This is a genomic window from Sutcliffiella horikoshii (genome assembly GCF_020524325.1).
GTDB classification, from domain to species: Bacteria; Bacillota; Bacilli; order Bacillales; family Bacillaceae_I; genus Sutcliffiella_A; species Sutcliffiella_A horikoshii_D.
The window spans coordinates 327,274-352,986 of the sequence record NZ_JAIVKY010000009.1 but is presented as its reverse complement, the minus strand read 5'-3'; the positions used below and the strand labels follow the sequence as shown (position 1 = coordinate 352,986).

27 protein-coding genes, 2 rRNA genes and 1 riboswitch are annotated in these 25,713 nt (G+C 45.4%); of the genes, 19 read left to right on the top strand and 10 right to left on the bottom strand.

Annotated features, from left to right (window positions below; genetic code table 11):
* From LC091_RS16360 to LC091_RS16350, 3 genes are all read left to right on the top strand, one after another.
* Positions 1 to 169, top strand: a 23S ribosomal RNA gene (locus tag LC091_RS16360); the annotation flags it as partial.
* An 85-nt stretch (positions 170 to 254) separates the two neighbouring features.
* Positions 255 to 371: ribosomal RNA gene (gene rrf / locus LC091_RS16355) — 5S ribosomal RNA — on the top strand.
* 527 nt (positions 372 to 898) lie between these two features.
* The gene (locus tag LC091_RS16350; protein ID WP_226683082.1) at positions 899 to 1,435 is read left to right on the top strand and encodes a P-loop NTPase family protein; all 537 of its coding nucleotides are present in this window, start codon (positions 899 to 901) and stop codon (positions 1,433 to 1,435) included.
* A gap of 33 nt (positions 1,436 to 1,468) precedes the next feature.
* Here LC091_RS16350 and LC091_RS16345 read toward each other — a convergent pair whose 3' ends face one another.
* The 7 genes from LC091_RS16345 to LC091_RS16315 form a co-directional block, all read right to left on the bottom strand.
* Positions 1,469 to 2,245: an ABC transporter permease gene (locus tag LC091_RS16345; RefSeq protein WP_226683081.1), complete on the bottom strand. Its 777-nt coding sequence runs from the start codon at positions 2,243 to 2,245 to the stop codon at positions 1,469 to 1,471.
* A complete protein-coding gene (locus LC091_RS16340; protein ID WP_226683080.1) occupies positions 2,242 to 3,138 on the bottom strand; it encodes an ABC transporter ATP-binding protein in 897 nt (298 codons plus the stop codon). Before LC091_RS16340 ends, LC091_RS16345 begins: the two co-directional genes overlap by 4 nt.
* 12 nt (positions 3,139 to 3,150) lie before the next feature.
* Complete coding sequence (locus LC091_RS16335; protein ID WP_226683079.1) at positions 3,151 to 3,342, bottom strand: PLD nuclease N-terminal domain-containing protein; 192 nt, start codon at positions 3,340 to 3,342, stop codon at positions 3,151 to 3,153.
* Positions 3,342 to 3,563, bottom strand: a complete 222-nt coding sequence (locus tag LC091_RS16330; protein WP_226683078.1) for a transcriptional regulator — start codon at positions 3,561 to 3,563, stop codon at positions 3,342 to 3,344. Before LC091_RS16330 ends, LC091_RS16335 begins: the two co-directional genes overlap by 1 nt.
* Positions 3,560 to 3,901, bottom strand: a complete 342-nt coding sequence (locus LC091_RS16325) for a YxlC family protein (protein WP_226683077.1) — start codon at positions 3,899 to 3,901, stop codon at positions 3,560 to 3,562. Before LC091_RS16325 ends, LC091_RS16330 begins: the two co-directional genes overlap by 4 nt.
* Entirely contained in the window at positions 3,888 to 4,430 is a 543-nt protein-coding gene (gene sigY / locus LC091_RS16320; RefSeq protein ID WP_226683076.1) for an RNA polymerase sigma factor SigY, read from the bottom strand. The genes LC091_RS16325 and sigY overlap by 14 nt, the downstream gene beginning before the upstream one ends.
* Positions 4,431 to 4,684: 254 nt before the next feature.
* On the bottom strand, positions 4,685 to 5,134 hold the full coding sequence (locus LC091_RS16315) for an Hsp20/alpha crystallin family protein (protein WP_088016879.1): 450 nt from the start codon (positions 5,132 to 5,134) through the stop codon (positions 4,685 to 4,687).
* Positions 5,135 to 5,428: 294 nt separating this feature from the next.
* Between LC091_RS16315 and LC091_RS16310 the strand changes: the two genes are divergently transcribed.
* Positions 5,429 to 6,676 (top strand): MFS transporter, encoded by a 1,248-nt coding sequence (locus LC091_RS16310; protein WP_226683075.1) that lies wholly within the window; start codon positions 5,429 to 5,431, stop codon positions 6,674 to 6,676.
* A gap of 92 nt (positions 6,677 to 6,768) precedes the next feature.
* Here LC091_RS16310 and LC091_RS16305 read toward each other — a convergent pair whose 3' ends face one another.
* Positions 6,769 to 8,307, bottom strand: a complete 1,539-nt coding sequence (locus tag LC091_RS16305; RefSeq protein ID WP_226683074.1) for a glycine betaine uptake BCCT transporter — start codon at positions 8,305 to 8,307, stop codon at positions 6,769 to 6,771.
* 210 nt (positions 8,308 to 8,517) lie between these two features.
* On the opposite strand from LC091_RS16305, the gene LC091_RS16300 reads away from it, so the two are divergent.
* The 14 genes from LC091_RS16300 to purD all read left to right on the top strand — a co-directional run bounded on the left by LC091_RS16300 (position 8,518) and on the right by purD (position 23,255).
* Positions 8,518 to 9,072: a DUF2179 domain-containing protein gene (locus tag LC091_RS16300; protein ID WP_226683104.1), complete on the top strand. Its 555-nt coding sequence runs from the start codon at positions 8,518 to 8,520 to the stop codon at positions 9,070 to 9,072.
* Entirely contained in the window at positions 9,036 to 9,242 is a 207-nt protein-coding gene (locus LC091_RS16295; RefSeq protein ID WP_226683073.1) for an NETI motif-containing protein, read from the top strand. The genes LC091_RS16300 and LC091_RS16295 overlap by 37 nt, the downstream gene beginning before the upstream one ends.
* 103 nt (positions 9,243 to 9,345) lie before the next feature.
* A riboswitch (purine riboswitch) is annotated at positions 9,346 to 9,448 on the top strand.
* A gap of 284 nt (positions 9,449 to 9,732) precedes the next feature.
* Entirely contained in the window at positions 9,733 to 10,221 is a 489-nt protein-coding gene (gene purE / locus LC091_RS16290) for a 5-(carboxyamino)imidazole ribonucleotide mutase (protein ID WP_226683072.1), read from the top strand.
* Positions 10,205 to 11,365, top strand: a complete 1,161-nt coding sequence (gene purK / locus LC091_RS16285; protein WP_226683071.1) for a 5-(carboxyamino)imidazole ribonucleotide synthase — start codon at positions 10,205 to 10,207, stop codon at positions 11,363 to 11,365. The genes purE and purK overlap by 17 nt, the downstream gene beginning before the upstream one ends.
* A complete protein-coding gene (gene purB, locus LC091_RS16280) occupies positions 11,362 to 12,654 on the top strand; it encodes an adenylosuccinate lyase (RefSeq protein ID WP_226683070.1) in 1,293 nt (430 codons plus the stop codon). Before purK ends, purB begins: the two co-directional genes overlap by 4 nt.
* A gap of 426 nt (positions 12,655 to 13,080) precedes the next feature.
* The gene (gene purC, locus LC091_RS16275; RefSeq protein WP_319003678.1) at positions 13,081 to 13,806 is read left to right on the top strand and encodes a phosphoribosylaminoimidazolesuccinocarboxamide synthase; all 726 of its coding nucleotides are present in this window, start codon (positions 13,081 to 13,083) and stop codon (positions 13,804 to 13,806) included.
* Positions 13,799 to 14,053: a phosphoribosylformylglycinamidine synthase subunit PurS gene (gene purS, locus LC091_RS16270; protein WP_060664027.1), complete on the top strand. Its 255-nt coding sequence runs from the start codon at positions 13,799 to 13,801 to the stop codon at positions 14,051 to 14,053. The genes purC and purS overlap by 8 nt, the downstream gene beginning before the upstream one ends.
* Positions 14,050 to 14,736, top strand: coding sequence for a phosphoribosylformylglycinamidine synthase subunit PurQ (gene purQ / locus LC091_RS16265; RefSeq protein WP_168865608.1), 687 nt, complete (start codon positions 14,050 to 14,052; stop codon positions 14,734 to 14,736). Before purS ends, purQ begins: the two co-directional genes overlap by 4 nt.
* Positions 14,720 to 16,942: a phosphoribosylformylglycinamidine synthase subunit PurL gene (gene purL, locus LC091_RS16260; RefSeq protein ID WP_226683069.1), complete on the top strand. Its 2,223-nt coding sequence runs from the start codon at positions 14,720 to 14,722 to the stop codon at positions 16,940 to 16,942. Before purQ ends, purL begins: the two co-directional genes overlap by 17 nt.
* Entirely contained in the window at positions 16,927 to 18,342 is a 1,416-nt protein-coding gene (gene purF / locus LC091_RS16255; protein ID WP_226683068.1) for an amidophosphoribosyltransferase, read from the top strand. Before purL ends, purF begins: the two co-directional genes overlap by 16 nt.
* A 283-nt stretch (positions 18,343 to 18,625) precedes the next feature.
* On the top strand, positions 18,626 to 19,666 hold the full coding sequence (gene purM, locus LC091_RS16250; RefSeq protein ID WP_226683067.1) for a phosphoribosylformylglycinamidine cyclo-ligase: 1,041 nt from the start codon (positions 18,626 to 18,628) through the stop codon (positions 19,664 to 19,666).
* Positions 19,663 to 20,253: a phosphoribosylglycinamide formyltransferase gene (purN, locus tag LC091_RS16245; protein ID WP_226683066.1), complete on the top strand. Its 591-nt coding sequence runs from the start codon at positions 19,663 to 19,665 to the stop codon at positions 20,251 to 20,253. The genes purM and purN overlap by 4 nt, the downstream gene beginning before the upstream one ends.
* Positions 20,250 to 21,779, top strand: coding sequence for a bifunctional phosphoribosylaminoimidazolecarboxamide formyltransferase/IMP cyclohydrolase (gene purH / locus LC091_RS16240; protein WP_226683065.1), 1,530 nt, complete (start codon positions 20,250 to 20,252; stop codon positions 21,777 to 21,779). The genes purN and purH overlap by 4 nt, the downstream gene beginning before the upstream one ends.
* Before the next feature lie 204 nt (positions 21,780 to 21,983).
* Positions 21,984 to 23,255 (top strand): phosphoribosylamine--glycine ligase, encoded by a 1,272-nt coding sequence (purD, locus tag LC091_RS16235; RefSeq protein ID WP_226683064.1) that lies wholly within the window; start codon positions 21,984 to 21,986, stop codon positions 23,253 to 23,255.
* Here the strand turns inward: purD and LC091_RS20585 are convergent.
* Together LC091_RS20585 and LC091_RS16230 are read right to left on the bottom strand one after the other, a co-directional pair.
* Complete coding sequence (locus LC091_RS20585) at positions 23,230 to 23,334, bottom strand: EYxxD motif small membrane protein (protein ID WP_326929576.1); 105 nt, start codon at positions 23,332 to 23,334, stop codon at positions 23,230 to 23,232. The two genes, purD and LC091_RS20585, sit on opposite strands and share 26 nt — an antisense overlap.
* Positions 23,335 to 23,444: 110 nt before the next feature.
* Positions 23,445 to 23,759 carry a YgaP family membrane protein gene (locus LC091_RS16230; RefSeq protein ID WP_226683063.1) on the bottom strand — a complete coding sequence of 105 codons (315 nt, stop codon included), beginning with the start codon at positions 23,757 to 23,759 and terminating at the stop codon, positions 23,445 to 23,447.
* Between the two features lie 199 nt (positions 23,760 to 23,958).
* On the opposite strand from LC091_RS16230, the gene LC091_RS16225 reads away from it, so the two are divergent.
* Positions 23,959 to 25,704, top strand: coding sequence for an adenine deaminase C-terminal domain-containing protein (locus LC091_RS16225; RefSeq protein WP_226683062.1), 1,746 nt, complete (start codon positions 23,959 to 23,961; stop codon positions 25,702 to 25,704).
* Positions 25,705 to 25,713: the final 9 nt, after the last annotated feature.

The window sequence follows — 25,713 nt, the reverse complement described above, 5'->3', positions numbered from 1 at the left end:
GGACGGGATAAGTGCTGAAAGCATCTAAGCATGAAGCCCCCCTCAAGATGAGATTTCCTTTTACTTCGGTAAGTAAGATCCCTGAAAGATGATCAGGTAGATAGGTTCGAGGTGGAAGCGTGGCGACACGTGCAGCTGACGAATACTAATCGATCGAGGACTTAACCCAATAAGTATCGAAATAAGTGAACGATATGAATATCTTGATAGAACACATTATCTAGTTTTGAAGGATCAACCTTCAACTGAATATGTCTGGTAATGATGGCGAAGAGGTCACACCCGTTCCCATACCGAACACGGAAGTTAAGCTCTTCAGCGCCGATGGTAGTTGGGGGATCTCCCCCTGTGAGAGTAGGACGTTGCCAGGCAAATTTATGGGAAACCAGTGCTTATTTATATAAGTGCTGGTTTTTTTGTGCTTTCTTTTAGGGTAGTTGGGGCGGAAAGACGACAGAATCCTTGGGGAAGAGGAGTTTTTGTCATCGTAGAGGTGGAACGATGCCAAAACACAGGGAGAAGAGATAATTTTGTCATCGTAGAAGCGGAACGGTGCCAAAAGCGAGGAAGAAGAGGGTGTTCTGTCATAGTTGGGCGAGAACGGTGCCAAAATAATGAGGAAGAAGGAAGTTTTGTCCTCCTTCATCACCAATATATGTAAGATGAAGACACTTTCCTAAGGATTTGTTAGTTGAAACTGTCTTCATCTTGGTTATGAAGACAGTTTGAAAACGGAAATTTCACTAAAAGTGTCTTCATTAAGGTTATGAAGACACTTTGGCCGGAGAAATTCCAATGGAAAGGTCTTGATAACCTCACTCCCCCTAGATTTTCCAACTAATTTCCTCTATACTAAATATCTTAAACATAGAGCGTACCTAAAAGGGGGAAACCAAACATGCAACGCATAATGGTCATTGGGGTATCAGCCGGAGCGGGTAAGTCCACATTCGCCGCCAGGCTTGGAAAAGCGTTAGACATTCAAGTGTTTCATCTAGATGCTTTCTTTTGGAAACCAGGTTGGGTGGAGGCAAGCATCGAGGAGTTCTCACAATCACAAAAAGAAATAATAAAAAACCACAACGCTTGGATCGTGGAAGGAAACTATACGGCGACTTTTGATATAAGAGCTGAAAAGGCGGATGTCATTATCTACTTAGAGCTCCCGTTACGAGTGTGTTTGTATCGTGTAATAAAGAGGTGGCTAACTAACCTGGGGAATAGGCGTCCTGATCTTGGCGGGGAGTGTACAGAGAGAATGGAGTGGGGATTCCTGAAATTTATCATCACCACTTACCGTGCAAGGAAAAAAGCAATGAAGTCCCGTTTGGATTTTTATCAAGAGGACAAGTTGGTGGTGAGGCTAAAGGGGAAAAGGGCCATTGAATATTTTATACAAGAGATAGAAAAACAAAAGAGTAGCTGGGTTTCTTAAACTAAGAACCGCACGCTACTCTTTTTTTTAAGGTTAAAACTGTTCAAATTTCTTAAAGTTGAAGGTTGCCAACAGTACAAGTAGAAAAGATAGGCAAAGTGTAGCTGTAATAACGAGCAGGCCGTTCTCTAAAAGCTCTCCCTGCATGAGGATGGCGGTGGCGTGTTCTCGCAACTTAGCTGGGCTCCATTCCATAAATTTGGTGAAGAGTCCTGTGGCAACTGTCAAAAGTGCCAGGAATGACACGCTGACTCCGGCAATGCCGCCTGAGGTGCGGAGTAAAGTTCCTGCAAAGATGGTGATGGAGATAATTAGCACAACCCATAGGCTGTAGACCCCAAGGCTTGCCAGCATGATGTGCCAGTCTACTTTGTTGAATAGTAGATTGGTATAGTACCAGGTCAGCACATAGCTTAGTAGCAGGGATGTTAGTCCGATGACTAGTTGTGCTGCCCATTTGCTTAGGATGTACTGAAATGGTTGGACAGGACGGGCCATGACTAGTGTAAGAGTGCCGTTTTGGCGTTCGATTGATATGGCACTCATGGAAGCTAGCACAAATAGTAGAGTGGCCAGGGTGCCGTACTGCCCTAGTGTCCCCGCAAGTACTTCTTCTCCGGAGGGAATCGGAATCTGGATGACGGCTCCTTCTGGTAGGTTACCGGCGGATTCAATGATTTGCGGCATATAGTAGCTGGTTAGTGGTTGGGATATGCCGATGATCATGATGACGATAGGTAGCCAAATCCACTTTCCGTTGCGCATGCTTTCTTGCATTTCTTTTATAAAAAGGGTTATAAAGTTTTTCATGAGTTCATCACCTTCATATATGCGTCTTCAAGGGAATCTTGCACCTTTTCATAGTGTGATAGGGTGAGTTGGTTATCTAGTAGTTTTGTCAAAACAGACTTGCTGCGGAAGGTTGCTTCGTTTACATAGATGGTGGCAGTGTGAGTGTCGTGATAGTTGATGGACTCTATACTTGGAATGCCGTCTAATTGGCCGGTGAGAGATTCTTCTGTTTTTATTTTTACAGCAGAGGTTGTATGCTCAGATCTTAACGATTCCAGGCTGCCGTCCCATTTGATTTTGCCGTCTTTTAGCATGATGACGGTATCGCAAACCTGTTCTGCATCATGTAGGACATGGGTGGAAAACAGAATGGTCATGCGGCTTTTTAATTTCGTGAGTATTTTTAGGACATCGCGTCTGCCATCTGGATCAAGCGCGGAAACGGGTTCGTCGAGAATCAGGAGTTCAGGGTCGTGCAATAAGGCTTGCGCAAGGCCCAAGCGCTGTTTCATTCCACCGGAAAAGCCGCCGATACGTTTATTTTTCACGTCTGTTAAGCTGACAAACTCCAGTGTTTCTTCGATTTTGACCTTAAGCTGAGCCTTTGGAAGGTTGGATAGTTTGCCTGCGAATTGTAAATATTCCTTTGGTGTCATCCAAGAAAAAAAGGAAGGATGCTGCGGTAAAAATCCGATTTTGTGACGATAGTCGTTACCGTTGTTTTCGGAAAAACGAATCGTTCCGGATGTTGGTGTGAGAAGACCCGCAAGCATCTGCAAGGTGGTCGTTTTTCCGGCGCCGTTTGGACCGAGAAGTGCGACACAACTGCCTTTTTCTATGTGAAAAGAAATGCCTTTTACGGCTTGGTGTTGTTTAAATGTTTTGGTTAAGTTATTGATTTCAAGTAACATTCCGGTCGCTCCCTAGTCATTTTTTCGGCCTATCACGAAGTACAGAATCGGACCGAGCGTGGTGATGAATAGTATGATGAGGGCCCAAGCCCATTTAGGTCCGTTCGTTTGTTCTTGACGGCTAAGGCTGATAAGGGCCGTGATGATTAAAATTAATTGCAAAACAATTAGTGGTGCTGCAAGTGACCAGTTGATGTTTTCCATTACAATCCTCTCCTTTTTTGTCTCTTATGATGTGGGTAAAATACGAATATCAGATAGAACAGAGTAGGCAGTGGGAATTGAATTAATCCCCAGATTCCCCAGAACCATGCGTAACTGCCTTTTTTCTTAGCGTCAATGAACAGGATGATGCTTTGCGTCAACAAAACAGGAATGAGCCATGGCAGAATGGTGTACAGTTGCTCCATTTTTTCTGGCGTCATGACAGGATACTTCCTTCCTGTTTAGCTTTTGTTTTTTGCAAGATGTAAAAAATGATTGGTGCTACGACGAGTGCAGACGCTTGGATGACGAAATATAGAATTGGTGCTTGGAACATGGCTGTGGTAAAGGCAGTTAAAAGGATGAGCGCCGTAATGACGAAAATACTGAGTTCCTTTTGGAAGGCTTTGCGTTTTGCCGATTTTGCCATATGAAGCTGTTCCTGCATCTGCTGGGCTGTAGGGATAGGAGGTGACCCTAATTCGTCTAGTTGCTGCCATTCTTTATAAAGTTTTGTTAGAAGTTCCTGTTCTTTTTTATCCTGTTTACTCCTCGTCATGGTCCCACTCCTTTCTTAGCGTTTTAATCCCGTTGTGCACTCTTGATTTAACAGTTCCTGTTCTCATGCCGAGCATGGCGCCGATTTCTTCATAGGTGTAACCGTAGTAATGCCTCAGTAAGATGGGTGTTCTTGTGTCGGGTGGCAGTTGGTTAAAGTCTGCGAATGTATCGCTCCATTCCATGCCGTTTGATTTTGAGCGGAAGGTGAGCTGTCTCGACAGGACATGCAGGAGCCGGTTGGCTTTTTTCTTCTCGCGCTCTTTTTTTCGGATGGTATCGATGTAGAGCCTTGAGGCAATCGAGATCATCCAGGTGGAGAATTTTCCTTCCCCTTTGAAGGAGGCTAGGTTGGTGTAGCATTTCATCATAGTTTCCTGTGCCAGGTCGCTGCTCGTTTCTTCATTTAATGTAAGTTTAAGTAAGTACTTATAAAGAAAAGAATAGTGCTTCTGAAATAGCTGCGTGAAGGCATCGTCGTCGCCTGTGATTGCCTCTTGTATGAGATAAATGTCTTCTTCCTGCTCCAAATCGATGCCTCCTTTCTTAGCGTTTTCGTTCGTTCAACCATAAGACGGTGTGAGTTTAAAAACCGTTCATTTTATTTTTAAATTTTTTTAGTGTATTCTGCTGGATGCACAATTCACTTAATAAACTATCCTAAAAACCATATAAAAAACCCCTTCGCAAGTGAAGGGGGAGGATTGAAAGTTACTAACTTATATAGTATTCGACGCCGAAGAGGATATTCCTAGAGGGGTCTGACCCCTTTTCGGTTTTTATTTTATCCCTTCTCCTTATTCCCCCCGCCCCTGACGTAGATTTGGCGTTTGGTGTCGCTTATGATGTGGCGGTGGAGTTGGATGAGAAGGAGGCCGTTTTCGTAAGTGGCGTCTACTTTGTCGTCGCGGACTGGGAACGGGAGTTCAAAGGTGCGTTGGAATTCGCCTTGAGCGATTCCTTCTTCAATGAGTTCGTAGCCTTGGATGTTGAGATTGATTTGGCCTTTCACTTCAAGTTGTTGCGGGCGAACAAACAATTGTACCTGTTCTGGATTCACAAGTCCTGGAAGACACATGACACATAGCAGTTCGTTCTCTTTTTTATATAGATTGGTCTGGGTCTGCATGTTTTCAAAGTATGGCTCAAACCCGTTCCAGAACTCGTCTCCGAAGAACTGATCCCACTGTTTGCGCCAGTCTCCCATATTTTTAAATTGATTAAAGGGCATCATTGGCCATCACGCTTCCTTTCAAGGGTTGCATTCTCTTTGCCAATAGATTATGCAGAGATGGGCGGGTGAGTGCCTAGATATAGTCTGTCAGAGTCAGTTCTAATTCCTTTACTATGTCGAAAAACAGTTAAGCAAAGATAAGGGGAATCATGGTATATTTTGAAATGGAGGTGTTTGAACATGTCAAAAAACAATACATGGATTTTAAACGAAAACACAAAGGAAATAACAACGTAATGCAAGTGACGACTAGCGTTTAAAACCGTGTTGTTGCTTGCTGGAAAGTAGGTAACAATGGATAAACTGGAAACAAAGCATGTGTATTACACGATGCATTTTATAATTTCGCTTGCGAGCTCAATTATGTTTACGACGTATGCGATCTATTATATTGAAGAATTAGGATTGAATCCTTTACAGCTAATATTAATTGGAACGGCCATTGAGCTGACGGTTATTGTTTTTGAAAGTATAACCGGAGTGGTGGCGGATACGTATAGCAGGAGATTATCAATTATCATAGCGACATTCATTTTAGGTGTTGCCTTTATTTTTGAGGGGAGTATCCTTTACATTAGTGGTAGTACGGCTATTGCAGGGGTGTTGTCAGCGTTTGTTCTTTTACTCATTGCAGAATTTATCCGCGGAATCGGAGAAACGTTCCTTAGTGGAGCGGATCAGGCCTGGCTCACTGATGAAGTAGGGGAAGAGGCGGTTGCGAAAATTTTTGTCCGCACGAACCAGCTCCGACTTACTGCGAGCCTCATCGGGATCATCATCAGTGTTGCCCTTGCAAGTATTGCACTGAATCTACCTTATCTCGCAGGCGGGGCACTCTATATTTTGCTTGGTATCTTCTTATGTATTTATATGAAAGAAAAGAATTTCGAGCGAGTGGAAAATGCCAACGAGAATCCGTTGAAAGCAATGACCGGAACGTTTTTTTCTGGAGTATCTTTTATTAAAAACAAGCCCGTACTTATTATGCTGTTAGTGGTGACGGTATTTATAGGTGCAACTTCTGAGGGCTTTGACCGACTTTGGGAAGCGCATTTAATGGAGGCCTTCACGTTTCCTAGCATTGGTTCACTTGATGTGGTTGTTTGGTTCGGTATCATTCAGTTTGTAGGGACATTGATTAGCATTGGCGCGATGGAATGGTATCAACGAAGATTTGATGTGAATCAGCCAAAAGTGATTAGATACAGTTTGTATTATTTTACGATGGGGCAGGTTATCTTCCTGATCCTCTTCGCGGTAACACCTTCCTTCTACTTGGCCATTGCCTGTTTCTGGGTGCTGGGCATTATTGGTTCCATCACAGCCCCGATGTACCAGGCGTGGCTGAATCAGCAGCTAGAAAGCAAGTCCCGTGCCACCGTCCTATCCATAATGGGCCAAGGCAACGCGGTCGGGCAAGGACTTGGAGGACCATTCGTCGGCGTCATCGCCACCAGGTACTACATTCGCACCGCGCTAGTACTAGGAGCCATGCTACTGCTGCCCGCAGTTGTTTTATATGGTAAAGTGATGAAGAGGTAAAGAGATAAAGAGGGGTCTGACCCTCACTCCGTTAAAGCACTAAAAACCCCGCCTCAAAAAGGCGGGGGTTTTCTATTGGATATTCATGTAGTTTAGTCTTTCTTCTCCACATCAACCGGTTTTGTCACGTTGGTGAATTTTTCGCCTCTGAATGATTTCATGAGCGAGAAGACCATGAGAATCATGATGATGGCGAATGGGAAGGCGGCGATGATGGAAGCGGTTTGTAGCGCTTTAAGGCCACCTGTCCACAATAGAATTGCTGCTGCTGCCGATTGGACAAGCCCCCATACAAACTTGATGGAGTTTGGCGGATTCAGGCTGCCGTTGGTTGTTTGCATGCCAAGTACAAAGGTCGCTGAATCTGCTGAAGTGATGAAGAAGGTGCAGATTAGGAAAATCGCAAGGCCAGACATGATCATGCCAAGCGGATAGTTTTGCAAGACAGAGAACAGTGCCACTTCCATTCCAGACTCCTCAATTACGCTATAAACAGGAATTCCTTCAAAATACTCCAGGAATATCGCAGATCCACCGAATACAGAGAACCATAATCCTCCGAAAATAGTGGGAACCAATAATACTCCAAGCAGGAATTCACGGATCGTCCGTCCTCTAGAAATGCGGGCAATAAATGTACCCACAAATGGAGCCCATGCAATCCACCATGCCCAGTAGAAGATGGTCCAATCTTGAACCCAAGTGTTATCCACATCAAAAGGGAATAATCGGAAACTCATGGCGGGCAAGTTTTGAACATAACTCCCTACAGTAGTTGTGAAAAGGTCCATGATGAAATTGGTCGGGCCTGCAAATAGCAGGAAGAACATTAAAGAAATCGCTAGCACGACATTCAGATTACTCAAATACTTAATTCCCTTGTTCAATCCGGTTTGTGCCGAGAGCATAAATAGGACCGTCACTACAACGATGACGATTAATTGAGTATTGATGTTGTTAGTTATAGCAGGGGTGACACTCGCAAGCCCACCACTAATTTGGATTGCTCCTAAACCAAGGGAGGTTGCAACTCCAAAGATTGTTGCGAAAACCGCGATAAAGTTAATGAAAGTCCCTAGATGACCATCTACACGGTCTCCTAAAATTGGTCGTAAAATAGAGCTGATAACCCCTGGTGAACCTTTTCTAAACTGGAAATACGCTAATGCAAGCGCAATGACAGAATAGATGGCCCAAGGGTGCAGTCCCCAATGGAAAAATGAATAGCGCATTGCTACCCTGGCCGCTTCAGCCGTTTCCCCTTCTCCCGTTGGTGGGGCGAAGAAATGATACATCGGCTCTGAAGCACCCCAAAATACTAATCCGATACCCATCCCGGCACTAAATAACATCGCAAACCATGTGATGTAATTGTATTCCGGCTCGTCCGTATCTTTTCCAAGTTTGATACGGCCGAATTTAGTGAATATAAGAATAATGCTAAATAACAAAAATCCTGTTGCGGTTAAAAGATAAAACCAGCCAAACTTATCGACAATAAAACCTTGCACAGCTTCTGTGACAGGTTTTAGAGCGGCGTCTCCCAACATGCTTGCAGGGATCACGCCCCAAATAATGAATAAGACAGCAACTATAATAGAAACAATAAATACAGGCGTTGTTTTCTTCATGATGTTTTCACTCCTTTAATAATTTCTCATCACTTCTTTCATAGGTTAAGTATTTGTTACAAAAACGGCAGCTATACCATCCTAACACTTCTGGGACTTTAGTCCAATTAATTTACCTAAAGTGTTTACAGGTTATAGCAGGTTCCATTAGAATTAGGAACTAGATTTGTCATCTAGGAGGCATGTATTTTGCTTGAAAATAGTTTTGTTATGGTAGCAATCATCATCATTATCAATATTGTGTATGTGTCATTTTTTACGATAAGAATGATCTTGACCTTAAAGGGTCAGCGTTATTTGGCAGCAGGAATCAGCATGGTCGAAGTGGTCATCTATGTGGTTGGTCTTGGGCTTGTGCTCGACAACCTTAATGAAATTCAAAACTTAGCTGCGTATGCGCTTGGTTATGGTATCGGCGTCATTGTCGGAATGAAAATAGAGGAAAAACTGGCGCTTGGTTACACGACGGTAAATGTCATCACAAAGGAATATGATAAGGATCTGCCAAAGCTTTTGCGTGAAAAAGGGTACGGGGTGACTAACTGGCAGGCGAACGGCTTAGAAGGCGACCGGATGGCGATGCAAATTTTAACGCCTAGAAAATATGAAGTAAGCTTATATCATGCGATCAAAGAGCATGACCCTAAGGCATTCATCATTGCCTACGAACCAAAGACCATCCATGGCGGGTTCTGGGTAAAAGCAGTAAAAGAAAGGAAAATCAAAGAATGGGTAAGACGCCGCGAAAACGAAGATTCGAAGTAATGGAAAACGAGACGATCAGTGATTGCCTTGACCGAATGGCAAAAGAAGGCTACATGCCCTCACGCCGGATGGAAGAGCCAATTTTTCAGGAGACAGTAAAAAACGGACACAAAGAAGTACATCCAATTGGAAGAAAAATAGTGTTTGAAGGCAAATTAATCGAAAAATAACATCAAAATACGAACATTAATCGACAAATAAACCACATTGTTCATGATTTTCGTTGACATCTGCCCAGATTGACGATAAGATAAACGTAGATGAAAACGAATTAAAAAACAAATAATGAAACCTCATATAATTTTGGGAATATGGCCCATAAGTCTCTACCTGACCGCCGTAAATTGGTCGGACTATGAGGGGAAGTTAACACTATCTATGTTTTTCATGGCAACTAAGTTTGTATACCTATGCTAATGAAAGCCCAGATGGACTGCTTTCCCTCTAACCCAGGGACCAGTCCACCTGGGCTTTTCTGTTTTCTGTTAAACGCCGCTGTTTCTTTCCGCAAAAGGCTTCGCTTTCCGCGGGGCGACCTTGAGACCCCGCAGGCGAAAGCCGAGGAGGCTCAAGCACCGTCCCGCGGAAAACGAACACCTGAAACGAAAGGAAACAGGAGTTATCCAAATAACCTACCATTACAAAAAGGGAGGCAACATAATGAACGCTTTAGTTGGAGTGATCATGGGAAGTACTTCCGATTGGGAAACAATGAAACACGCATGTGACATGCTTGACGAACTACATATACCATACGAAAAGAAAGTCGTATCCGCACACCGCACACCAGACCTCATGTTCACCTACGCAGAACAAGCAAGAGAACGAGGCCTAAAAGTCATCATCGCAGGAGCAGGAGGAGCAGCCCACCTACCTGGAATGGTAGCTGCTAAAACAACCCTTCCAGTAATCGGCGTACCGGTTCAATCCAAAGCGCTAAACGGTCTTGACTCCCTGCTGTCCATCGTCCAGATGCCAGGCGGAGTTCCGGTCGCAACCGTTGCCATCGGAAAAGCCGGCGCAACAAACGCAGGCCTCCTTGCAGCACAAATGATCAGCGCATATGACAGTAATACGGCAGAACGCCTGCAAGCACGTAGAGACAAGACAGAACAACAAGTGATAGAAAGTAGTGATCAGCTTGTTTAATTTTAAAAATATTACCCCACCAGCAACAATCGGAATTATCGGCGGCGGACAACTAGGACGAATGATGGCCCTATCGGCAAAAGCAATGGGATTTAAAATCGCCGTCCTTGACCCAACACCGGATTCACCATGCGGACAGGTCGCAGACATTGAAATCACAGCGGCATTCAACGACATGGAAGCCATCAAAAAGCTAGCTTCATTATCCGATGTCGTCACCTATGAGTTTGAAAACATCGATTACGAAGCACTGACTTGGCTAGAAGAAAATGCCTACTTGCCTCAGGGCAGTGAAGTCTTAAAAGTCACCCAGCATCGCGGGACGGAAAAAATGGCGATTGAAGCAGCAGGTCTTCAGGTTGCACCTTTTATGGAAGTAACGACGCAGGAAGAGCTTCACGAAGCCATCCGTAAAATTGGTTATCCAAGTGTCTTGAAAACAAGCCGTTTTGGTTATGATGGCAAAGGCCAGGTAGTTTTAAAAGATGACACTGCTCTCGAACAGGCAGCACAACTACTTGAACACGGCGAATGCGTTCTTGAAAAATGGATTCCTTTCGTAAAAGAAATATCCGTCGTGGTTGCACGAAGCACAAATGGTGAAATTAAAGCTTTCCCGGTTGGTGAAAACGAACATCGAGAAAATATTTTATATAAAACAATTGCACCGGCAAGGGTGGACCAGATCTTAGAGATGAATGCGATTCAAAGTGCAATGACGTTGGCAAGGCACTTCAACCTTATCGGGACACTGGCAGTCGAAATGTTCGTCCTAGAAGACGGTTCCTTCTATATAAATGAACTGGCACCAAGACCGCACAATTCTGGACACTATACGATGGATGCATGCGAGACATCCCAGTTCGAGCAGCACATCAGAGCGGTCACAGGGATGCCGCTTGGAAAAACCACCTTATGGAAGCCTGCGGTAATGGTTAATCTATTAGGGGAGCACGTGGACGCTTCGATTGAACACATTCCACATTATGAAAATGCAAAGCTTCATTTATACGGCAAGGCTGAGAAAAAAGAGAAACGAAAAATGGGACATATCAACATTTTAGCTGATACAATAGAACAGGCTTTGGAGCAAGAGGCTTCCTGGCAGATATGGAACACAGTTGAACGGAGGATTTTAACATGATTGAACGTTATACAAGACCCGAGATGGGCGCGATTTGGACAGAAGAAAACCGTTTTCAGGCTTGGCTTGAAGTAGAAATCTTGGCTTGTGAAGCGTGGGCGGAGCTTGGGGATATCCCGAAAGAAGACGTAAAGGTTCTTCGTGAAAAGGCATCATTCGATATCGAGCGTATCAAAGAAATCGAAGCGGAAACTCGCCATGACGTGGTTGCTTTTACAAGAGCGGTATCCGAAACATTGGGCGACGAGAAAAAGTGGGTGCATTACGGATTAACTTCCACAGATGTAGTCGACACAGCTTTATCTTACCAGCTGAAACAGGCTAACGAGATCTTACTTGCTGACATTGAACGCTTCGTATCTATTTTAAAAGAAAAAGCGCAAGACCATAAATACACGGTCATGATGGGCCGTACACACGGAGTACACGCAGAGCCGACAACATTCGGATTGAAGCTTGCTCTATGGTACGAAGAAATGAAGCGTAACCTAGAGCGTTTCAAACAAGCGGCAGAAGGCATCGAGTTCGGAAAAATCTCAGGAGCAGTTGGAACTTACGCCAACATCAATCCGTTTGTAGAAGAGTATGTATGTGAAAAGTTAGGCCTGCAACGTGCGCCAATCTCTACACAAACTTTACAGCGTGACCGTCATGCCCACTACTTAAGCACACTTGCTTTGATTGCAACTTCCATCGAGAAATTCGCAGTAGAAGTACGCGGACTGCAAAAGAGTGAAACACGCGAAGTAGAAGAGTTCTTTGCAAAAGGTCAAAAAGGATCTTCCGCAATGCCGCACAAACGTAACCCAATCGGTTCGGAAAACATGACAGGCCTTGCACGTGTAATCCGCGGGTACATGATGACAGCTTACGAAAATGTGCCACTATGGCATGAGCGCGATATCTCGCATTCTTCTGCAGAGCGCATCATTTTACCAGACAGCACGATTGCATTGAACTATATGTTAAACCGTTTTGGCAACATCATCAAAAACTTGACGGTGTTCCCGGAAAACATGAAGCGCAACATGGACCGTACATTGGGGCTTATCTACTCCCAACGCGTGTTGCTTGCGTTGATTGACACTGGCATGTCTCGTGAAGAAGCATATGACACGGTTCAGCCTAAAGCAATGGAAGCTTGGGAGAAGCAAGTGCATTTCCGCGAGCTAGTAGAGGGCGAAGAGAAAATTACTTCCCGCCTAACTCCGGCACAGATCGAGGACTGCTTCGACTACAATTACCACCTGCAGCATGTAGATACGATTTTTGATCGTTTAGGACTATAAAATAGAAATTGGTAGAGCACCGCTGTTGCTTTCCGCACTGGGCTTCGCTTTCCTAGGGACGGTGCTTGAGCCTCCTCACAACGCTTCAGGGGTCTCAAGCTACCGTTATCCCCCTCAGGACAAGGAAGGCTTCGACAGCGATACATCGCACGAAGAAAATGCGTAGCATTTTCGAGGAGTCTTCGCCCTGTGCTCCAAGCAACAGCTAGGTTGTTTCGTGATATCTGCAGTACCATTCATTCAAAGTGATTCACCCTGGTGATTGGAGTGCAAGTTGTGAGACTCCTGCGGGAGGAAGGGACAGGGGAGACCCCACAGGCGAAGCCGAGGAGGCTCCCGGACCGCCCGCGGAAAGCGAACAACTGGAACGGAGATCAACAGGGAGTTTTCCCAAAAACCTATCTCTCTTTTACAGGAGGCAAACCCATGACTTTGCAAAAGCAAGCACTACTATACGAAGGCAAAGCAAAACTGGTCTACTCAACAACCGACGAAAACATCGTTTGGATTCAATATAAAAACTCCGCCACCGCCTTCAACGGCGAAAAAAAAGCCGACATCACAGGCAAAGGCAGACTGAATAACGAGATTACTAGCTTACTATTTTCCATGCTCACAGAAGAAGGAATCGAAAACCACTTCATCGAGCGCAAATCCGAAACAGAACAGCTCGTAAAAAAAGTAGACATCATTCCACTCGAAGTCGTGGTCCGCAACATCACCGCCGGCAGCATGGCTAAACGCCTTGGAATCGAAGAGGGCATCAAGCTCGAACAGCCAATCGTTGAGTTCTACTATAAAGATGACTCACTTGGTGATCCGCTCATTACAGAAGATCATGTACAACTTTTGAAGCTTGCAACACCTGCAGAAGTGGATATTTTGAAGCATGTAGCGTGCAAGGTGAACGTTGTATTATCGAAATTTTTCGAAAAGAAGGATTTGAAATTAGTAGATTTCAAGCTTGAATTCGGCAAAACAGAGGATGGCAGAATCATCTTGGCTGATGAGGTATCACCGGATACTTGCCGCCTGTGGGATAAAGATACAAATGAGAAGTTAGATAAGGATGTCTTCCGCAGAAACCTTGGAAGCCTGACAGATGCATATGAGAAAATACTAGCACGTATTGGAGGAGAGCAGCATGTATAAAGTGAAGGTATTTGTAACGTTAAGAGAAAGCGTATTAGATCCACAAGGAACAGCAGTGAAAAATTCGCTTCATAGTCTTTCTTACAAAGAGGTTGAGGAAGTTCGTATCGGAAAATTTTTAGAATTGACGATTGCAAAATCTGACCGTGACTTAGACGTGTTAGTAAAAGAAATGTGTGAGCGTTTACTAGCAAATACAGTGATTGAAGACTTCCGTTATGAGGTGGAGGAGGTTGTTGGATCGTGAAATTTGCAGTCATCGTATTTCCAGGCTCCAACTGTGATGTAGACATGTACCACGCGATCAAAGACGAGCTTGGGGAAGAAGTCGAGTATGTGTGGCATGATGCAACAAACTTAGAGGAATATGACGGGATTTTACTTCCAGGTGGATTTTCATATGGAGATTACTTGAGATCTGGTGCAATTGCACGCTTTTCCAATGTGATGCTTGAAGTGCAAAAGGCAGCTGAAGCGGGTAAGCCGATCTTGGGCGTATGTAACGGATTTCAAATTTTGCTAGAGTCAGGTCTTCTTCCAGGGGCAATGAGAAGAAACAAGAACTTGAAGTTCATGTGCCGTCCGGTGGAATTAAAAGTGGAGAATAACAAAACGATGTTCACGTCAGGGTACGAAAAAGATGAGATTATCACCATCCCCATTGCGCATGGGGAAGGAAACTACTATTGTGATGAGAAAACTCTAGGGGAATTAGTAAGCAATGGGCAAATTGCTTTTTCCTATAATGGTGACAATCCAAATGGTAGTCTACATGATATTGCAGGGATTGTAAATGAAAAAGGAAATGTTCTTGGTATGATGCCACACCCGGAAAGAGCGGTTTCTGAGCTGTTGGGCAGTGCAGATGGCCTTAAACTCTTTCAATCTATCGTTCGTAATTGGAGGGAATCACATGTCGTTACTTCTTGAGCCAAATCCAGAGATGATCAAAGCGGAAGGCATTTACCGTGAAATGGGACTTAGCGATGAAGAGTTCTTAATGGTAGAAAAAATTCTTGGGCGTTTGCCGAACTACACGGAGACCGGATTATTTTCGGTGATGTGGTCGGAGCACTGTAGTTACAAAAATTCCAAGCCAGTATTGCGTAAGTTCCCAGTTGATGGGCCAAAAGTGTTGCAAGGTCCCGGGGAAGGTGCCGGAATTGTAGACATCGGTGACAATCAGGCAGTGGTGTTCAAAATCGAAAGTCATAATCACCCGTCTGCGATCGAGCCTTATCAAGGTGCAGCAACAGGTGTCGGCGGAATCATCCGCGATGTCTTTTCGATGGGCGCACGTCCGATTGCATTATTGAATTCTCTGCGCTTTGGGGAACTAACATCTCCGCGCGTAAAATATTTGTTTGAAGAAGTGGTGGCAGGAATCGCAGGCTACGGAAACTGTGTGGGCATCCCGACAGTTGGCGGCGAGATCCAATTTGACCCGGCATATGATGGCAACCCGCTCGTGAACGCGATGTGTGTGGGTCTGATTAATCATGAAGATATTAAAAAAGGGCAGGCGAAAGGTGTCGGCAATACCGTCATGTACGTTGGGGCAAAAACGGGACGCGACGGGATTCACGGGGCAACTTTTGCATCCGAAGAATTGTCTGAAGCATCTGAAGAGAAACGTCCGGCCGTACAAGTCGGAGATCCTTTTATGGAAAAATTATTATTGGAAGCTTGCTTAGAAATCGTGAAATGGGATGGCCTTGTTGGAATCCAGGACATGGGGGCTGCTGGTTTGACTAGTTCGTCTGCGGAGATGGCTTCTAAAGCAGGTTCCGGGATTGAGATGAACCTTGACCTTGTGCCTCAGCGTGAAACAGGTATGACTGGATATGAAATGATGCTATCTGAATCCCAAGAGCGCATGCTAATCGTCGTGGAAGCGGGCCGTGAGCATGAAGCGCATGAAATTGTTTCAAAATATGGCTTAGAAGCTGTGTCGATTGGAAAAGTTACGGATGACAAAAAGCTGCGCCTTGTTCATAAAGGTGAAGTGATTGCGGATGTACCGGTTGATGCGTTGGCAGAAGAAGCACCAGTTTACCATAAGCCTTCTACTGAGCCTGCATATTATCGCGAGTTCCAGGATATGGAAGTAGCGGTGCCGGAAATTGCGGACTATGAAGAAACATTGGTAGCTCTATTGAAGCAGCCGACCATCGCAAGCAAAGAGTGGGTTTATGACCAGTATGACTATCAAGTTCGTACAAATACAGTAGTAGTTCCAGGTTCCGATGCGGCAGTTGTTCGTATTCGTGGAACGGAAAAAGCATTGGCAATGACAACAGACTGTAATTCCCGTTATTTATATTTAGATCCGGAAGTCGGCGGAATGATCGCCGTTGCAGAAGCGGCACGTAACATTGTTTGTTCTGGTGCTAAGCCATTGGCCATCACGGACTGCTTGAATTTTGGTAATCCGGAAAAGCCGGAGATCTTCTGGCAGATCGAAAAAGCGACAGATGGCATGAGTGCGGCTTGCCGTAAGTTAGAGTCACCAGTTATTGGTGGAAATGTATCCTTATATAATGAGACAAACGGTGTGGCAGTTTATCCGACACCGGTTGTCGGCATGGTTGGATTGATTGATGATTTGAAGCATGTGACAACTCAGGAGTTTAAAAATGAAGGCGACCTGATTTATGTGATTGGGGAAACGGCTTCCGAGTTTGGTGGAAGTGAGCTGCAGAAGCTTAACTATGGCAAGATTTTTGGAAAGGCACCTGCAATTGATTTAGATGTGGAAGCTAGACGTCAGGATGAGTTACTGGCTGCAATCCGCGCTGGACTTGTGGCATCTGCTCATGATGTGTCTGAAGGTGGAGTAGGAGTTGCTTTGGCGGAGAGTGCAATGGGCGCTCGTGGCTTGGGAGCGGCTGTTACGCTAACGGGCGACATGACGTCTGCACTGTTCAGTGAAACACAATCTCGCTTTGTTGTCTCTGTTCATCCCGATCATCAAGAGGCATTTGAGGCAGCAGTTGCGGATGCTAGTCTAGTAGGAACTGTCACTAGAACTGGTAATCTTCATATTGAATCGGCATCTCGTGAAGTTGCAGTTCACGTATCTGTGGACGACCTTCGCGATGCTTGGAAAGGAGCTATTCCATGCTTGCTGAACTAAAAGGCTTGAATGAGGAATGTGGGGTGTTCGGGATTTGGGGACATCCCGAAGCATCCCAGATTACCTATTACGGACTGCACAGCTTGCAGCACCGTGGCCAGGAAGGCGCAGGGATTGTTTCAACAGATGGGGAAAAGCTTGTAGCGGTAAAAGGGGAAGGGCTTGTGAACGAAGTGTTCGGTAATGGCAGATTGCAAGAACTTGGCGCTGGAAAAGCAGCGATTGGCCATGTCCGTTATGCAACGGCAGGGGGCGGCGGTTATGAGAATGTGCAGCCTTTACTGTTCCACTCTCAATCTGGCAGTCTTGCACTTGCACACAATGGAAATCTTGTGAATGCTAATGCGCTAAAGCATCAGCTTGAAACGATGGGGAGTATTTTACAGACGACCTCTGACACGGAGGTGCTGGCTCACCTTATTAAAAGAAGTGGCTACACTCTTCTGAAAGACCGCGTGAAAAATGCGTTGTCGATGTTAAAGGGTGCGTATGCCTTTTTAATCATGACAGAGACAGAAATGATGGTGGCACTTGATCCAAACGGCTTGCGTCCACTTTCGTTGGGGAAACTGAATGATGCTTATGTTGTGGCTTCTGAGACTTGTGCGTTTGATGTGGTTGGAGCGGAATTTATCCGTGACATCGAGCCTGGAGAGCTATTGATCATAGACAATGGCGGCTTGCATTCCGAACGTTTCACATTGCATACCCAACGCGCGATGTGCAGCATGGAGTACATTTATTTTTCCAGACCAGACAGCAATATTGACGGCATCAATGTCCATACTGCACGCAAAAGCCTTGGTAAGCAGCTGGCAATGGAGTCGGCTGTAGAGGCAGACGTGGTAACTGGGGTACCCGATTCCAGTATTTCAGCTGCAATCGGCTATGCGGAGCTTTCTGGCATTCCTTACGAGCTTGGACTAATTAAAAATAGATATGTGGGTCGAACGTTCATCCAGCCTTCCCAGTCTTTGCGGGAGCAGGGTGTGAAGATGAAGCTTTCTCCGGTCCGCGGGGTTGTGGAAGGCAAGCGTGTGGTAATGGTCGATGATTCTATCGTACGCGGTACGACCAGCAGAAGGATTGTTAGGATGCTTCGCGAGGCTGGTGCGACCGAGGTGCATGTGCGCATCAGTTCACCACCAATAAAGAATCCTTGTTTTTACGGAATCGATACGTCTACGCATGAAGAGTTGATTGCTTCTTCGCATTCTGTGGAGGAGATGCGTGAAATCATTGGTGCGGATTCGTTGGCGTTTTTGAGTCCTGGTGGCTTGGTGGAAGCGATCGATCGCCCGTTTGACGGCGAGACTCGCGGCCAGTGTATGGCGTGTTTTACCGGCAAGTATCCGACGGAGATTTTCCCGGACACGGTGCTGCCGCATGAGAAGTGCTAGTAGGCTGGGCGACTTGTTGGGCGGGTGTGTTTTAGAGGGAAAGTTACAATAACGGTGGGATATGTCACAATCGACGCCGAAAAAGTCATAATAGCGGGTGAAAAACTCACAATAGCACCGCTAAAACTCACAATGACTCATCAAAAACTCACAATCTCAAATTTCGAGGCGCTCGCAAACGGGGAAAAGTCCAAACATAATTACCTTTTTGATAAAAAGCTTACAAAAAAGCGGCGGGATTCTAAAGATTCGTCGCTTTTCCAATGGAAGGGAGACAACACATATGGCAAATGCATACAAGCAAGCGGGTGTAGATATAGAAGCGGGCTATGAAGCGGTAACGCGTATGAAAAAGCATGTGGCTAGAACGATGAGGCCAGAGGTGATGGGAGGCCTGGGCGGATTTGGCGGCCTGTTTGACCTGTCGGCAGTAAATGTGAAAAATCCGGTGCTCGTTTCCGGAACAGATGGAGTCGGCACAAAACTGATGCTTGCTTTCCAGCTCGACAAACATGACACCATTGGGGTGGATGCAGTTGCGATGTGTGTGAATGATGTTGTCGTGCAAGGAGCAGAGCCACTATATTTTCTGGACTACATTGCATGCGGAAAAGCGGTGCCCGAGCGTATTGAGAACATCGTAAAAGGAATCGCGGACGGCTGTGAGCAAGCAGGATGCGCATTAGTAGGCGGCGAAACGGCGGAAATGCCTGGTATGTATGACGATACAGAGTATGATCTGGCAGGATTTACAGTTGGTGTGGTAGACAAGGAGCGATTAATAAACGGCTCCAAAATAAAGCCGGGCAACGTATTGGTCGGACTGAGCTCAAGCGGAATCCACAGCAATGGGTACTCGTTGGTTCGGAAAATTGTTTTTGAAAAAGGACAACTGGACCTTAACAAGCAGTACGAAGGCTTTGCAGGGACACTTGGCGAAGAGCTGCTCACTCCCACAAAAATCTATGTGAAACCAATTCTTGAAGTCTTGAAGAAATACGACATCAACGGAATGGCTCATATTACAGGCGGCGGATTTATCGAAAATATTCCGCGTATGCTTCCAGAAGGCCTGCAGGCAGAAGTGGATTATGGCACGTGGCCGATTCCGCCGATTTTCGACCTTTTACAAGAGGTTGGCGAGCTTGACCGCAAAGAAATGTTCAATATTTTCAACATGGGAATTGGCATGGTGCTTGCGATTAACGAAGAGATTTTACCGGAAGTGGTTCGCATTCTTGAAGGAAGCGGAGAGAAGGCATACTTGATTGGCCGTGTAAAAGAGGGCGAGGGCATCACGTTTGGCGGAGGAGAAATCCGATGACAACGAGAATCGCCATTTTCGCATCAGGGAACGGCTCCAATTTTCAGGCGATTACGGATGCGTGCCGGAAAAACTTGCTCGATGCCACACCGGCGTTGCTTGTTTGTGACAGACCTGGCGCCTTTGTGGTGGAACGTGCGACGGCAGCGGACATTCCTTATTTCGCATTTGCACCGAAAAGCTATCAAAATAAAGAAGAATTTGAAGGTCACATCCTACGGGAGTTGGCGCGGTATGAAGTGGATTTCATTGTCCTGGCAGGATATATGCGTCTGATTGGACCGACGCTGCTCAACGCTTTTAAAGGAAGAATCGTCAATATCCATCCGTCCCTCCTGCCGGCATTCCCGGGGCTTGACGCAGTTGGTCAAGCGCTCGATTATGGTGTTAAACTAACAGGAGTGACCATTCATTTTGTCGATGAAGGCATGGACACTGGTCCGATCATCGCGCAACAGGCGATTGAAGTTGGACCTGACGACATACGTGAAATTTTAGAAAAGAAAATACATGAGGTAGAACATTCCTTTTACCCACAAACCTTACAACAACTTTTTTCAGTCAAAGGAGAGGCAGCGATACGATGAGAGCATTAGTGAGTGTTTCCAATAAAGAGGGCATCGTCCCATTTGTACAACAATTAGTGGATCTAGGGGTGGAGGTTATCTCTACTGGCGGGACAAAGAAGGTTTTGCAGGATAATGGTGTGAACGTTATCGGCATTTCCGAAGTGACAGGCTTCCCTGAAATCCTTGACGGCCGCGTGAAAACATTACATCCGATGATCCATGGTGGATTATTGGCAATGCGTGACAACGAGAGTCACCAAGCACAGATGGAGGAGCACGGTATTACGCCAATCGACTTGGTTGTGGTGAATCTTTATCCATTTAAAGAGACGATTTCCAAAGCGGATTCCACGTTTGAAGATGCGATTGAAAATATTGATATCGGTGGTCCGACAATGCTTCGTTCAGCAGCCAAAAATCATAAGGATGTCGCGGTTTTAGTGGATCCGGTTGACTATGAAGGCGTAATTGCTGAGCTAAAAGAAAGCGGAAAAATCGAGGTGGCAACACGCCGTCGCCTTGCAGCTAAAGTTTTCCGCCATACAGCAGCATATGACGCGATGATCTCGAACTACTTGACAGAAGCAGTGGAAGAAAAGCATCCGGAGTCATTTACTGTTACATTTGAGAAAAAACAAGACTTGCGTTACGGGGAGAATCCTCACCAAAAGGCAGCGTTCTATCAAGCGCCACTAGCGTCTGAATTCTCGATCGCTTCAGCCGAGCAACTTCATGGAAAAGAATTATCCTACAACAATATTAATGATGCAGATGCGGCTTTGCAGATTGTAAAAGAATTCAAAGACCCTGCAGTGGTTGCGGTTAAACATATGAACCCTTGCGGCGTGGGAACTGGTGCAACAACAGTTGAAGCGTACCGACGTGCATATGAAGCGGACCCTGTATCCATTTTCGGCGGCATCATTGCCTTCAATACCGAAGTAGATAAAGAAACAGCAGAACTTTTACATGAGTTGTTTTTAGAGATTGTCATTGCGCCGTCCTTCAGTGAGGATGCGTTAGCTGTTTTGAAACAGAAAAAGAATATCAGACTATTATTGGTAGATATGAATGGGGCAGGCGTAATGCAGTCCCGTATGGTATCCGTTCGTGGTGGACTGTTGGTACAAGATGAGGACCAGTTTGGCTTGGAAGACGCGACGGTTACTGTTCCAACAAAGCGCGAGCCTACAGAACAAGAGTGGGCAGACCTGAAGCTAGCATGGAAAGTTGTGAAGCATGTGAAATCCAACGCCATCGTTCTTGCAAAAGAAGGGCAGACTGTCGGCGTTGGTGCAGGACAGATGAACCGTGTAGGCGCAGCGAAAATTGCCATCGAGCAAGCAGGCGAAAAAGCGGTAGGTTCCGCATTAGGATCAGACGCCTTCTTCCCAATGAACGACACAGTAGAAGCAGCAGCAAAAGCAGGCGTCACCGCCATCATCCAACCAGGAGGCTCCATCAAAGACGAAGACTCCATCAAAAAAGCCGACGAATACGGCATCACCATGGTGTTTACAGGAATGAGACATTTTAAACATTGATAGAAGATTGTCCTAAAGAGATTGAGCAACTTTACCCTGTTGACTGAAGTGCAAGGTGTGAGACTCCGTCGGTAGGTAGCGGTAGACTTGAGACCCCACAGCGCAGCGAGGAGGCTCAAGCACCGCCCCGCGGAAAGCGAACACCTGGAACGAAAGGAAACAGGGAGTTAACGATTATCCCTCAACACGTCAGGAGGAAAAACCATGAAAGTACTCGTAATCGGAAAAGGTGGCCGCGAACACGCCATTGCATGGAAATTCGCACAAAGCCCATCCGTAAAAGAAGTCTTCATCGCACCAGGAAATATCGGCATGGAAACAGTCGGAAAGCTTGTACCAATCCAAGAATCTGACACAAACTCCTTGATTCATTTTGCAAAAGAAAACCAAATCGACCTCACCATGGTAGGACCCGAAGTACCTCTACTAAACGGAATTGTCGATGCATTCCAAGCTGAGGGACTTCAAGTATTCGGACCAAGCAAGGCGGCAGCTCTCATAGAAGGAAGCAAAGGCTTTGCCAAAGACCTTATGAAGAAATACGGCATCCCAACAGCCGGCTATGAAACGTTCACTGATTACGAGGAAGCAAGAACGTATATTGAAGGCAAAGGTGCTCCGATTGTCCTGAAGGCTGACGGATTGGCAGCAGGAAAAGGCGTTGTGGTAGCCATGACGGATGAAGAAGCGCTTGATGCCGTGCATGAGATGATGGCAGAATCAAAATTCGGAGAAGCATCCTCCAAGCTTGTAATCGAAGAGTTCCTTGAAGGAGAAGAGTTCTCTTTTATGGCCTTTGTAAACGGTGAGAAGGTGTATCCAATGGTCATTGCACAAGATCATAAACGTGCGTTTGACGGAGACATGGGACCAAACACTGGTGGAATGGGTGCATACTCCCCAGTGCCTCAAATTCCACAATCCGTTGTGAAAGAAGCAATGGAAACGGTGCTGCTTCCAACAGCTAAAGCAATGGTTGATGAGGGACGTCCGTTCGTAGGTATTTTATATGCAGGATTGATTTTGACAAAGAAAGGCCCAAAGGTCATTGAGTTTAATGCTCGCTTTGGTGACCCAGAAACGCAAGTCGTATTGCCAAGACTAGAATCGGACTTGGCGGAAGTGCTGACAGGGGTATTGCGTGGAGACGAAGAGTTGGAGCTTAAGTGGTCAGATCAATCTGTGGTTGGGGTTGTCATGGCCTCTAAAGGGTATCCAGAAGCTTATGAAAATGGTGCGGTCATTGAAGGTGCGGATCAAGTTGGTGAAGGTTTGGTATTCCATGCCGGCACAGAAGCCCGAGAAGGAAAGCTCGTAACAAACGGCGGCCGCGTGCTGTTGGTCGCAGCACAAAGCGACAGCTTAGAGCAAGCGCAGAAAAAAGTGTACGAAGAGCTACACAAAGTAAAATGCGATAATCTATTCTATCGCAAGGACATCGCCCACAAAGCTATTGCGTCCGGCGTTTCTTCTTAACAAACACATACAAAATGGCAACAATACCACCAATAATCGTCGCCAACACAAACGACATATCCGTTAAATACTCAAGCATTTTTCATACCTCCTTATAGTGTTCGACGTGAGTGACGAAAACCCTTTGGGGGTCTGACCCCCAAAGGTGTTTTTTTTTTCTTTTTAACCTTTATTAACCCTTTTTACCTCTTACGAGGGATTATAAGAATCCGTTCCGCCGTCGCCGTTTGCTTTGGCTTCGAAGTCGTCGAAGTCGAAGTTGTTGTGGTTGTTTTCGCTGTTGTGGTCGTTGCGGTATTCTTGGAAGCGTTCGAAGCCTGCGGTCATTGGGCAGTAGCGCAGGATGCCTTCCGCAATTTTCATGCCTGCTAGAAGTGCGACAAGTTTGTAGGAGTCACGGTGTGGACGTCGCACCATTTTGCTTGTAATCCACGCTAATGTAGCAAATCCTGCTGTGATGCGAATCATCGCATTGATGATGCTGATATTTGGTCTCACTTTCATTCTAATCCCTCCAAAATATAATTTTTATGAGTTAAAGTGTTAAATTGCATTAATTTTCACATAATTATTAAGAACGATAATGCAAGTAAGACTCTGTTGTGGTAACATGGTAAAAAGAGGTTATATCAAAATAATATTCACTAGAAAAATCATACAAATATGACAAAGATACAATCTCACAAAGAGTGGGTGATAAATCATGCATGAACAAGCATATAGATGGAAAAACAAAAAAATTCGAGAACAGGTCGCCGTAATTGATGGAAAACAGGCACCAACCTTAGTTTTAACCAATGCAACATACTTAAATGTACAATTAAAAACGTGGATGACGGCCAACATCTGGATCCATGAAGATCGAATCGTCTATGTAGGAGACCAGCTGCCGGTATACACAGAAAATACGGAAATAGTCGACTGTACATCGCAATTCCTTGTACCGGGATATATCGAGCCGCATGTGCATCCGTTTCAACTTTATAATCCCCTGTCCTTTGCGCAATATGCATCAAAATTGGGAACAACGACCTTCGTCAATGATAATTTGATGCTTACTTTGCAGATGACAAAAAAGAAAGCGTTTTCTTTTATTGAGGAAATGAACAAGTCTGCTGCAACGATGTACTGGTGGTGCCGATTTGATGCGCAGACGGAGATCAAAAATGAGGATGATATTTTCTCTACTCCGAATATGAAAAGTTGGCTGAATCATCCTCTCGTTATGCAGGGGGGAGAATTGACAAGCTGGCCGAAGTTAATGGCTGGGGACGACTTGATTTTGCATTGGGTACAAGAAGCCAATGCGCGCAAAAAGCCAGTGGAAGGGCATTTTCCGGGTGCATCCGAAAAAACGCTGACCAAAATGCAGCTGCTCGGAATCCACAGTGACCATGAGGCGATGAATGGGGCGGATGTTCTCAAACGCATCTCTCAAGGCTATCACGCTTCCTTGCGCTATTCGTCGATTAGGCCAGATCTACCGTTAATTTTAGAGGAGCTTGAAGCGTCAGGCGTTCATTATTATGACCAAACTTTTTTCAACACAGACGGCTCTACACCGAGCTTTTATGAAAGCGGTGTCATAGACCGCACCATCGCCATTGCCTTAGACAAAGGCGTGCCAGCCATAGAAGCATACAGAATGGCTTCTTATAATGCAGCAAGACATTTTTCGATGGATAAGTTGCACGGAAGCATTGCTCCGGGCCGGATAGCAAACATCAACTTCCTGAAGGCAAAAGAAGAGCCGACACCTGTATCTGTGCTTTCAAAAGGCAAATGGGTAACAAGGGATAATGAGGCTGTCAAAGAAGCATTTCCAGCCCAGAATTGGCCTGTACTCGGCTTAGAACCAATGAAACTAGGTTGGGACTTAAGCATGGATGATTTGCAATTTTCAATGGCGCTTGGAATGGAAATGGTTAACGAAGTGATTATCAAGCCATATACTATCTCAGTGGATGTTTCAGGTGACAGTCTGTCCACATCCCATGATCAGTCCTTTCTCATGCTGATAGACCGAAAAGGTAAATGGCGTGTGAATACGATTCTAAAAGGGTTTGGGACACATGTTCAAGGGTTTGCAAGCTCGTATTCCAATACAGGGGATATCGTGCTCATTGGAAAAGACAAGAACGCCATGATGAAAGCCTTCCAACATATGAAAGACTTAGGCGGGGGAATGGTGCTGGTGGAAGATGGAGAAGTCATATGTGACATCCCATTGCCGCTTGCAGGTGGATTGTCGGAGTGTAGCATGGAAGAGTTGATGAAGCAGGAAACAGAACTGCGAAATCAACTGTTTGAAAGAGGCTATAGCTTTAATGATCCGATCTATACGTTGCTGTTTTTATCATCCACGCATCTACCTTATATTAGAATAACACCTAGAGGAATATACGATGTGATGAATAAAACGGTACTCTTTCCGTCAATAATGCGTTAAAATATAAAA

Coding starts and splice junctions, on each gene's coding strand:
- purE (WP_226683072.1), top strand. CDS start 9,733: ATGAACGCTTTAGTTGGAGTGATCATGGGAAGTACTTCCGATTGGGAA.
- purS (WP_060664027.1), top strand. CDS start 13,799: ATGTATAAAGTGAAGGTATTTGTAACGTTAAGAGAAAGCGTATTAGAT.
- LC091_RS16335 (WP_226683079.1), bottom strand. CDS start 3,342: ATGGAAAACATCAACTGGTCACTTGCAGCACCACTAATTGTTTTGCAA.
- LC091_RS16330 (WP_226683078.1), bottom strand. CDS start 3,563: ATGACGCCAGAAAAAATGGAGCAACTGTACACCATTCTGCCATGGCTC.
- LC091_RS16310 (WP_226683075.1), top strand. CDS start 5,429: ATGGATAAACTGGAAACAAAGCATGTGTATTACACGATGCATTTTATA.
- LC091_RS16225 (WP_226683062.1), top strand. CDS start 23,959: ATGCATGAACAAGCATATAGATGGAAAAACAAAAAAATTCGAGAACAG.
- LC091_RS16345 (WP_226683081.1), bottom strand. CDS start 2,245: ATGAAAAACTTTATAACCCTTTTTATAAAAGAAATGCAAGAAAGCATG.
- purD (WP_226683064.1), top strand. CDS start 21,984: ATGAAAGTACTCGTAATCGGAAAAGGTGGCCGCGAACACGCCATTGCA.
- purF (WP_226683068.1), top strand. CDS start 16,927: ATGCTTGCTGAACTAAAAGGCTTGAATGAGGAATGTGGGGTGTTCGGG.
- purB (WP_226683070.1), top strand. CDS start 11,362: ATGATTGAACGTTATACAAGACCCGAGATGGGCGCGATTTGGACAGAA.
- LC091_RS16350 (WP_226683082.1), top strand. CDS start 899: ATGCAACGCATAATGGTCATTGGGGTATCAGCCGGAGCGGGTAAGTCC.
- LC091_RS16340 (WP_226683080.1), bottom strand. CDS start 3,138: ATGTTACTTGAAATCAATAACTTAACCAAAACATTTAAACAACACCAA.
- purH (WP_226683065.1), top strand. CDS start 20,250: ATGAGAGCATTAGTGAGTGTTTCCAATAAAGAGGGCATCGTCCCATTT.
- purC (WP_319003678.1), top strand. CDS start 13,081: ATGACTTTGCAAAAGCAAGCACTACTATACGAAGGCAAAGCAAAACTG.
- purM (WP_226683067.1), top strand. CDS start 18,626: ATGGCAAATGCATACAAGCAAGCGGGTGTAGATATAGAAGCGGGCTAT.
- purL (WP_226683069.1), top strand. CDS start 14,720: ATGTCGTTACTTCTTGAGCCAAATCCAGAGATGATCAAAGCGGAAGGC.
- LC091_RS16315 (WP_088016879.1), bottom strand. CDS start 5,134: ATGATGCCCTTTAATCAATTTAAAAATATGGGAGACTGGCGCAAACAG.
- LC091_RS16325 (WP_226683077.1), bottom strand. CDS start 3,901: ATGACGAGGAGTAAACAGGATAAAAAAGAACAGGAACTTCTAACAAAA.
- purN (WP_226683066.1), top strand. CDS start 19,663: ATGACAACGAGAATCGCCATTTTCGCATCAGGGAACGGCTCCAATTTT.
- LC091_RS16305 (WP_226683074.1), bottom strand. CDS start 8,307: ATGAAGAAAACAACGCCTGTATTTATTGTTTCTATTATAGTTGCTGTC.
- LC091_RS16230 (WP_226683063.1), bottom strand. CDS start 23,759: ATGAAAGTGAGACCAAATATCAGCATCATCAATGCGATGATTCGCATC.
- LC091_RS20585 (WP_326929576.1), bottom strand. CDS start 23,334: ATGCTTGAGTATTTAACGGATATGTCGTTTGTGTTGGCGACGATTATT.
- LC091_RS16295 (WP_226683073.1), top strand. CDS start 9,036: ATGGGTAAGACGCCGCGAAAACGAAGATTCGAAGTAATGGAAAACGAG.
- LC091_RS16300 (WP_226683104.1), top strand. CDS start 8,518: ATGGTAGCAATCATCATCATTATCAATATTGTGTATGTGTCATTTTTT.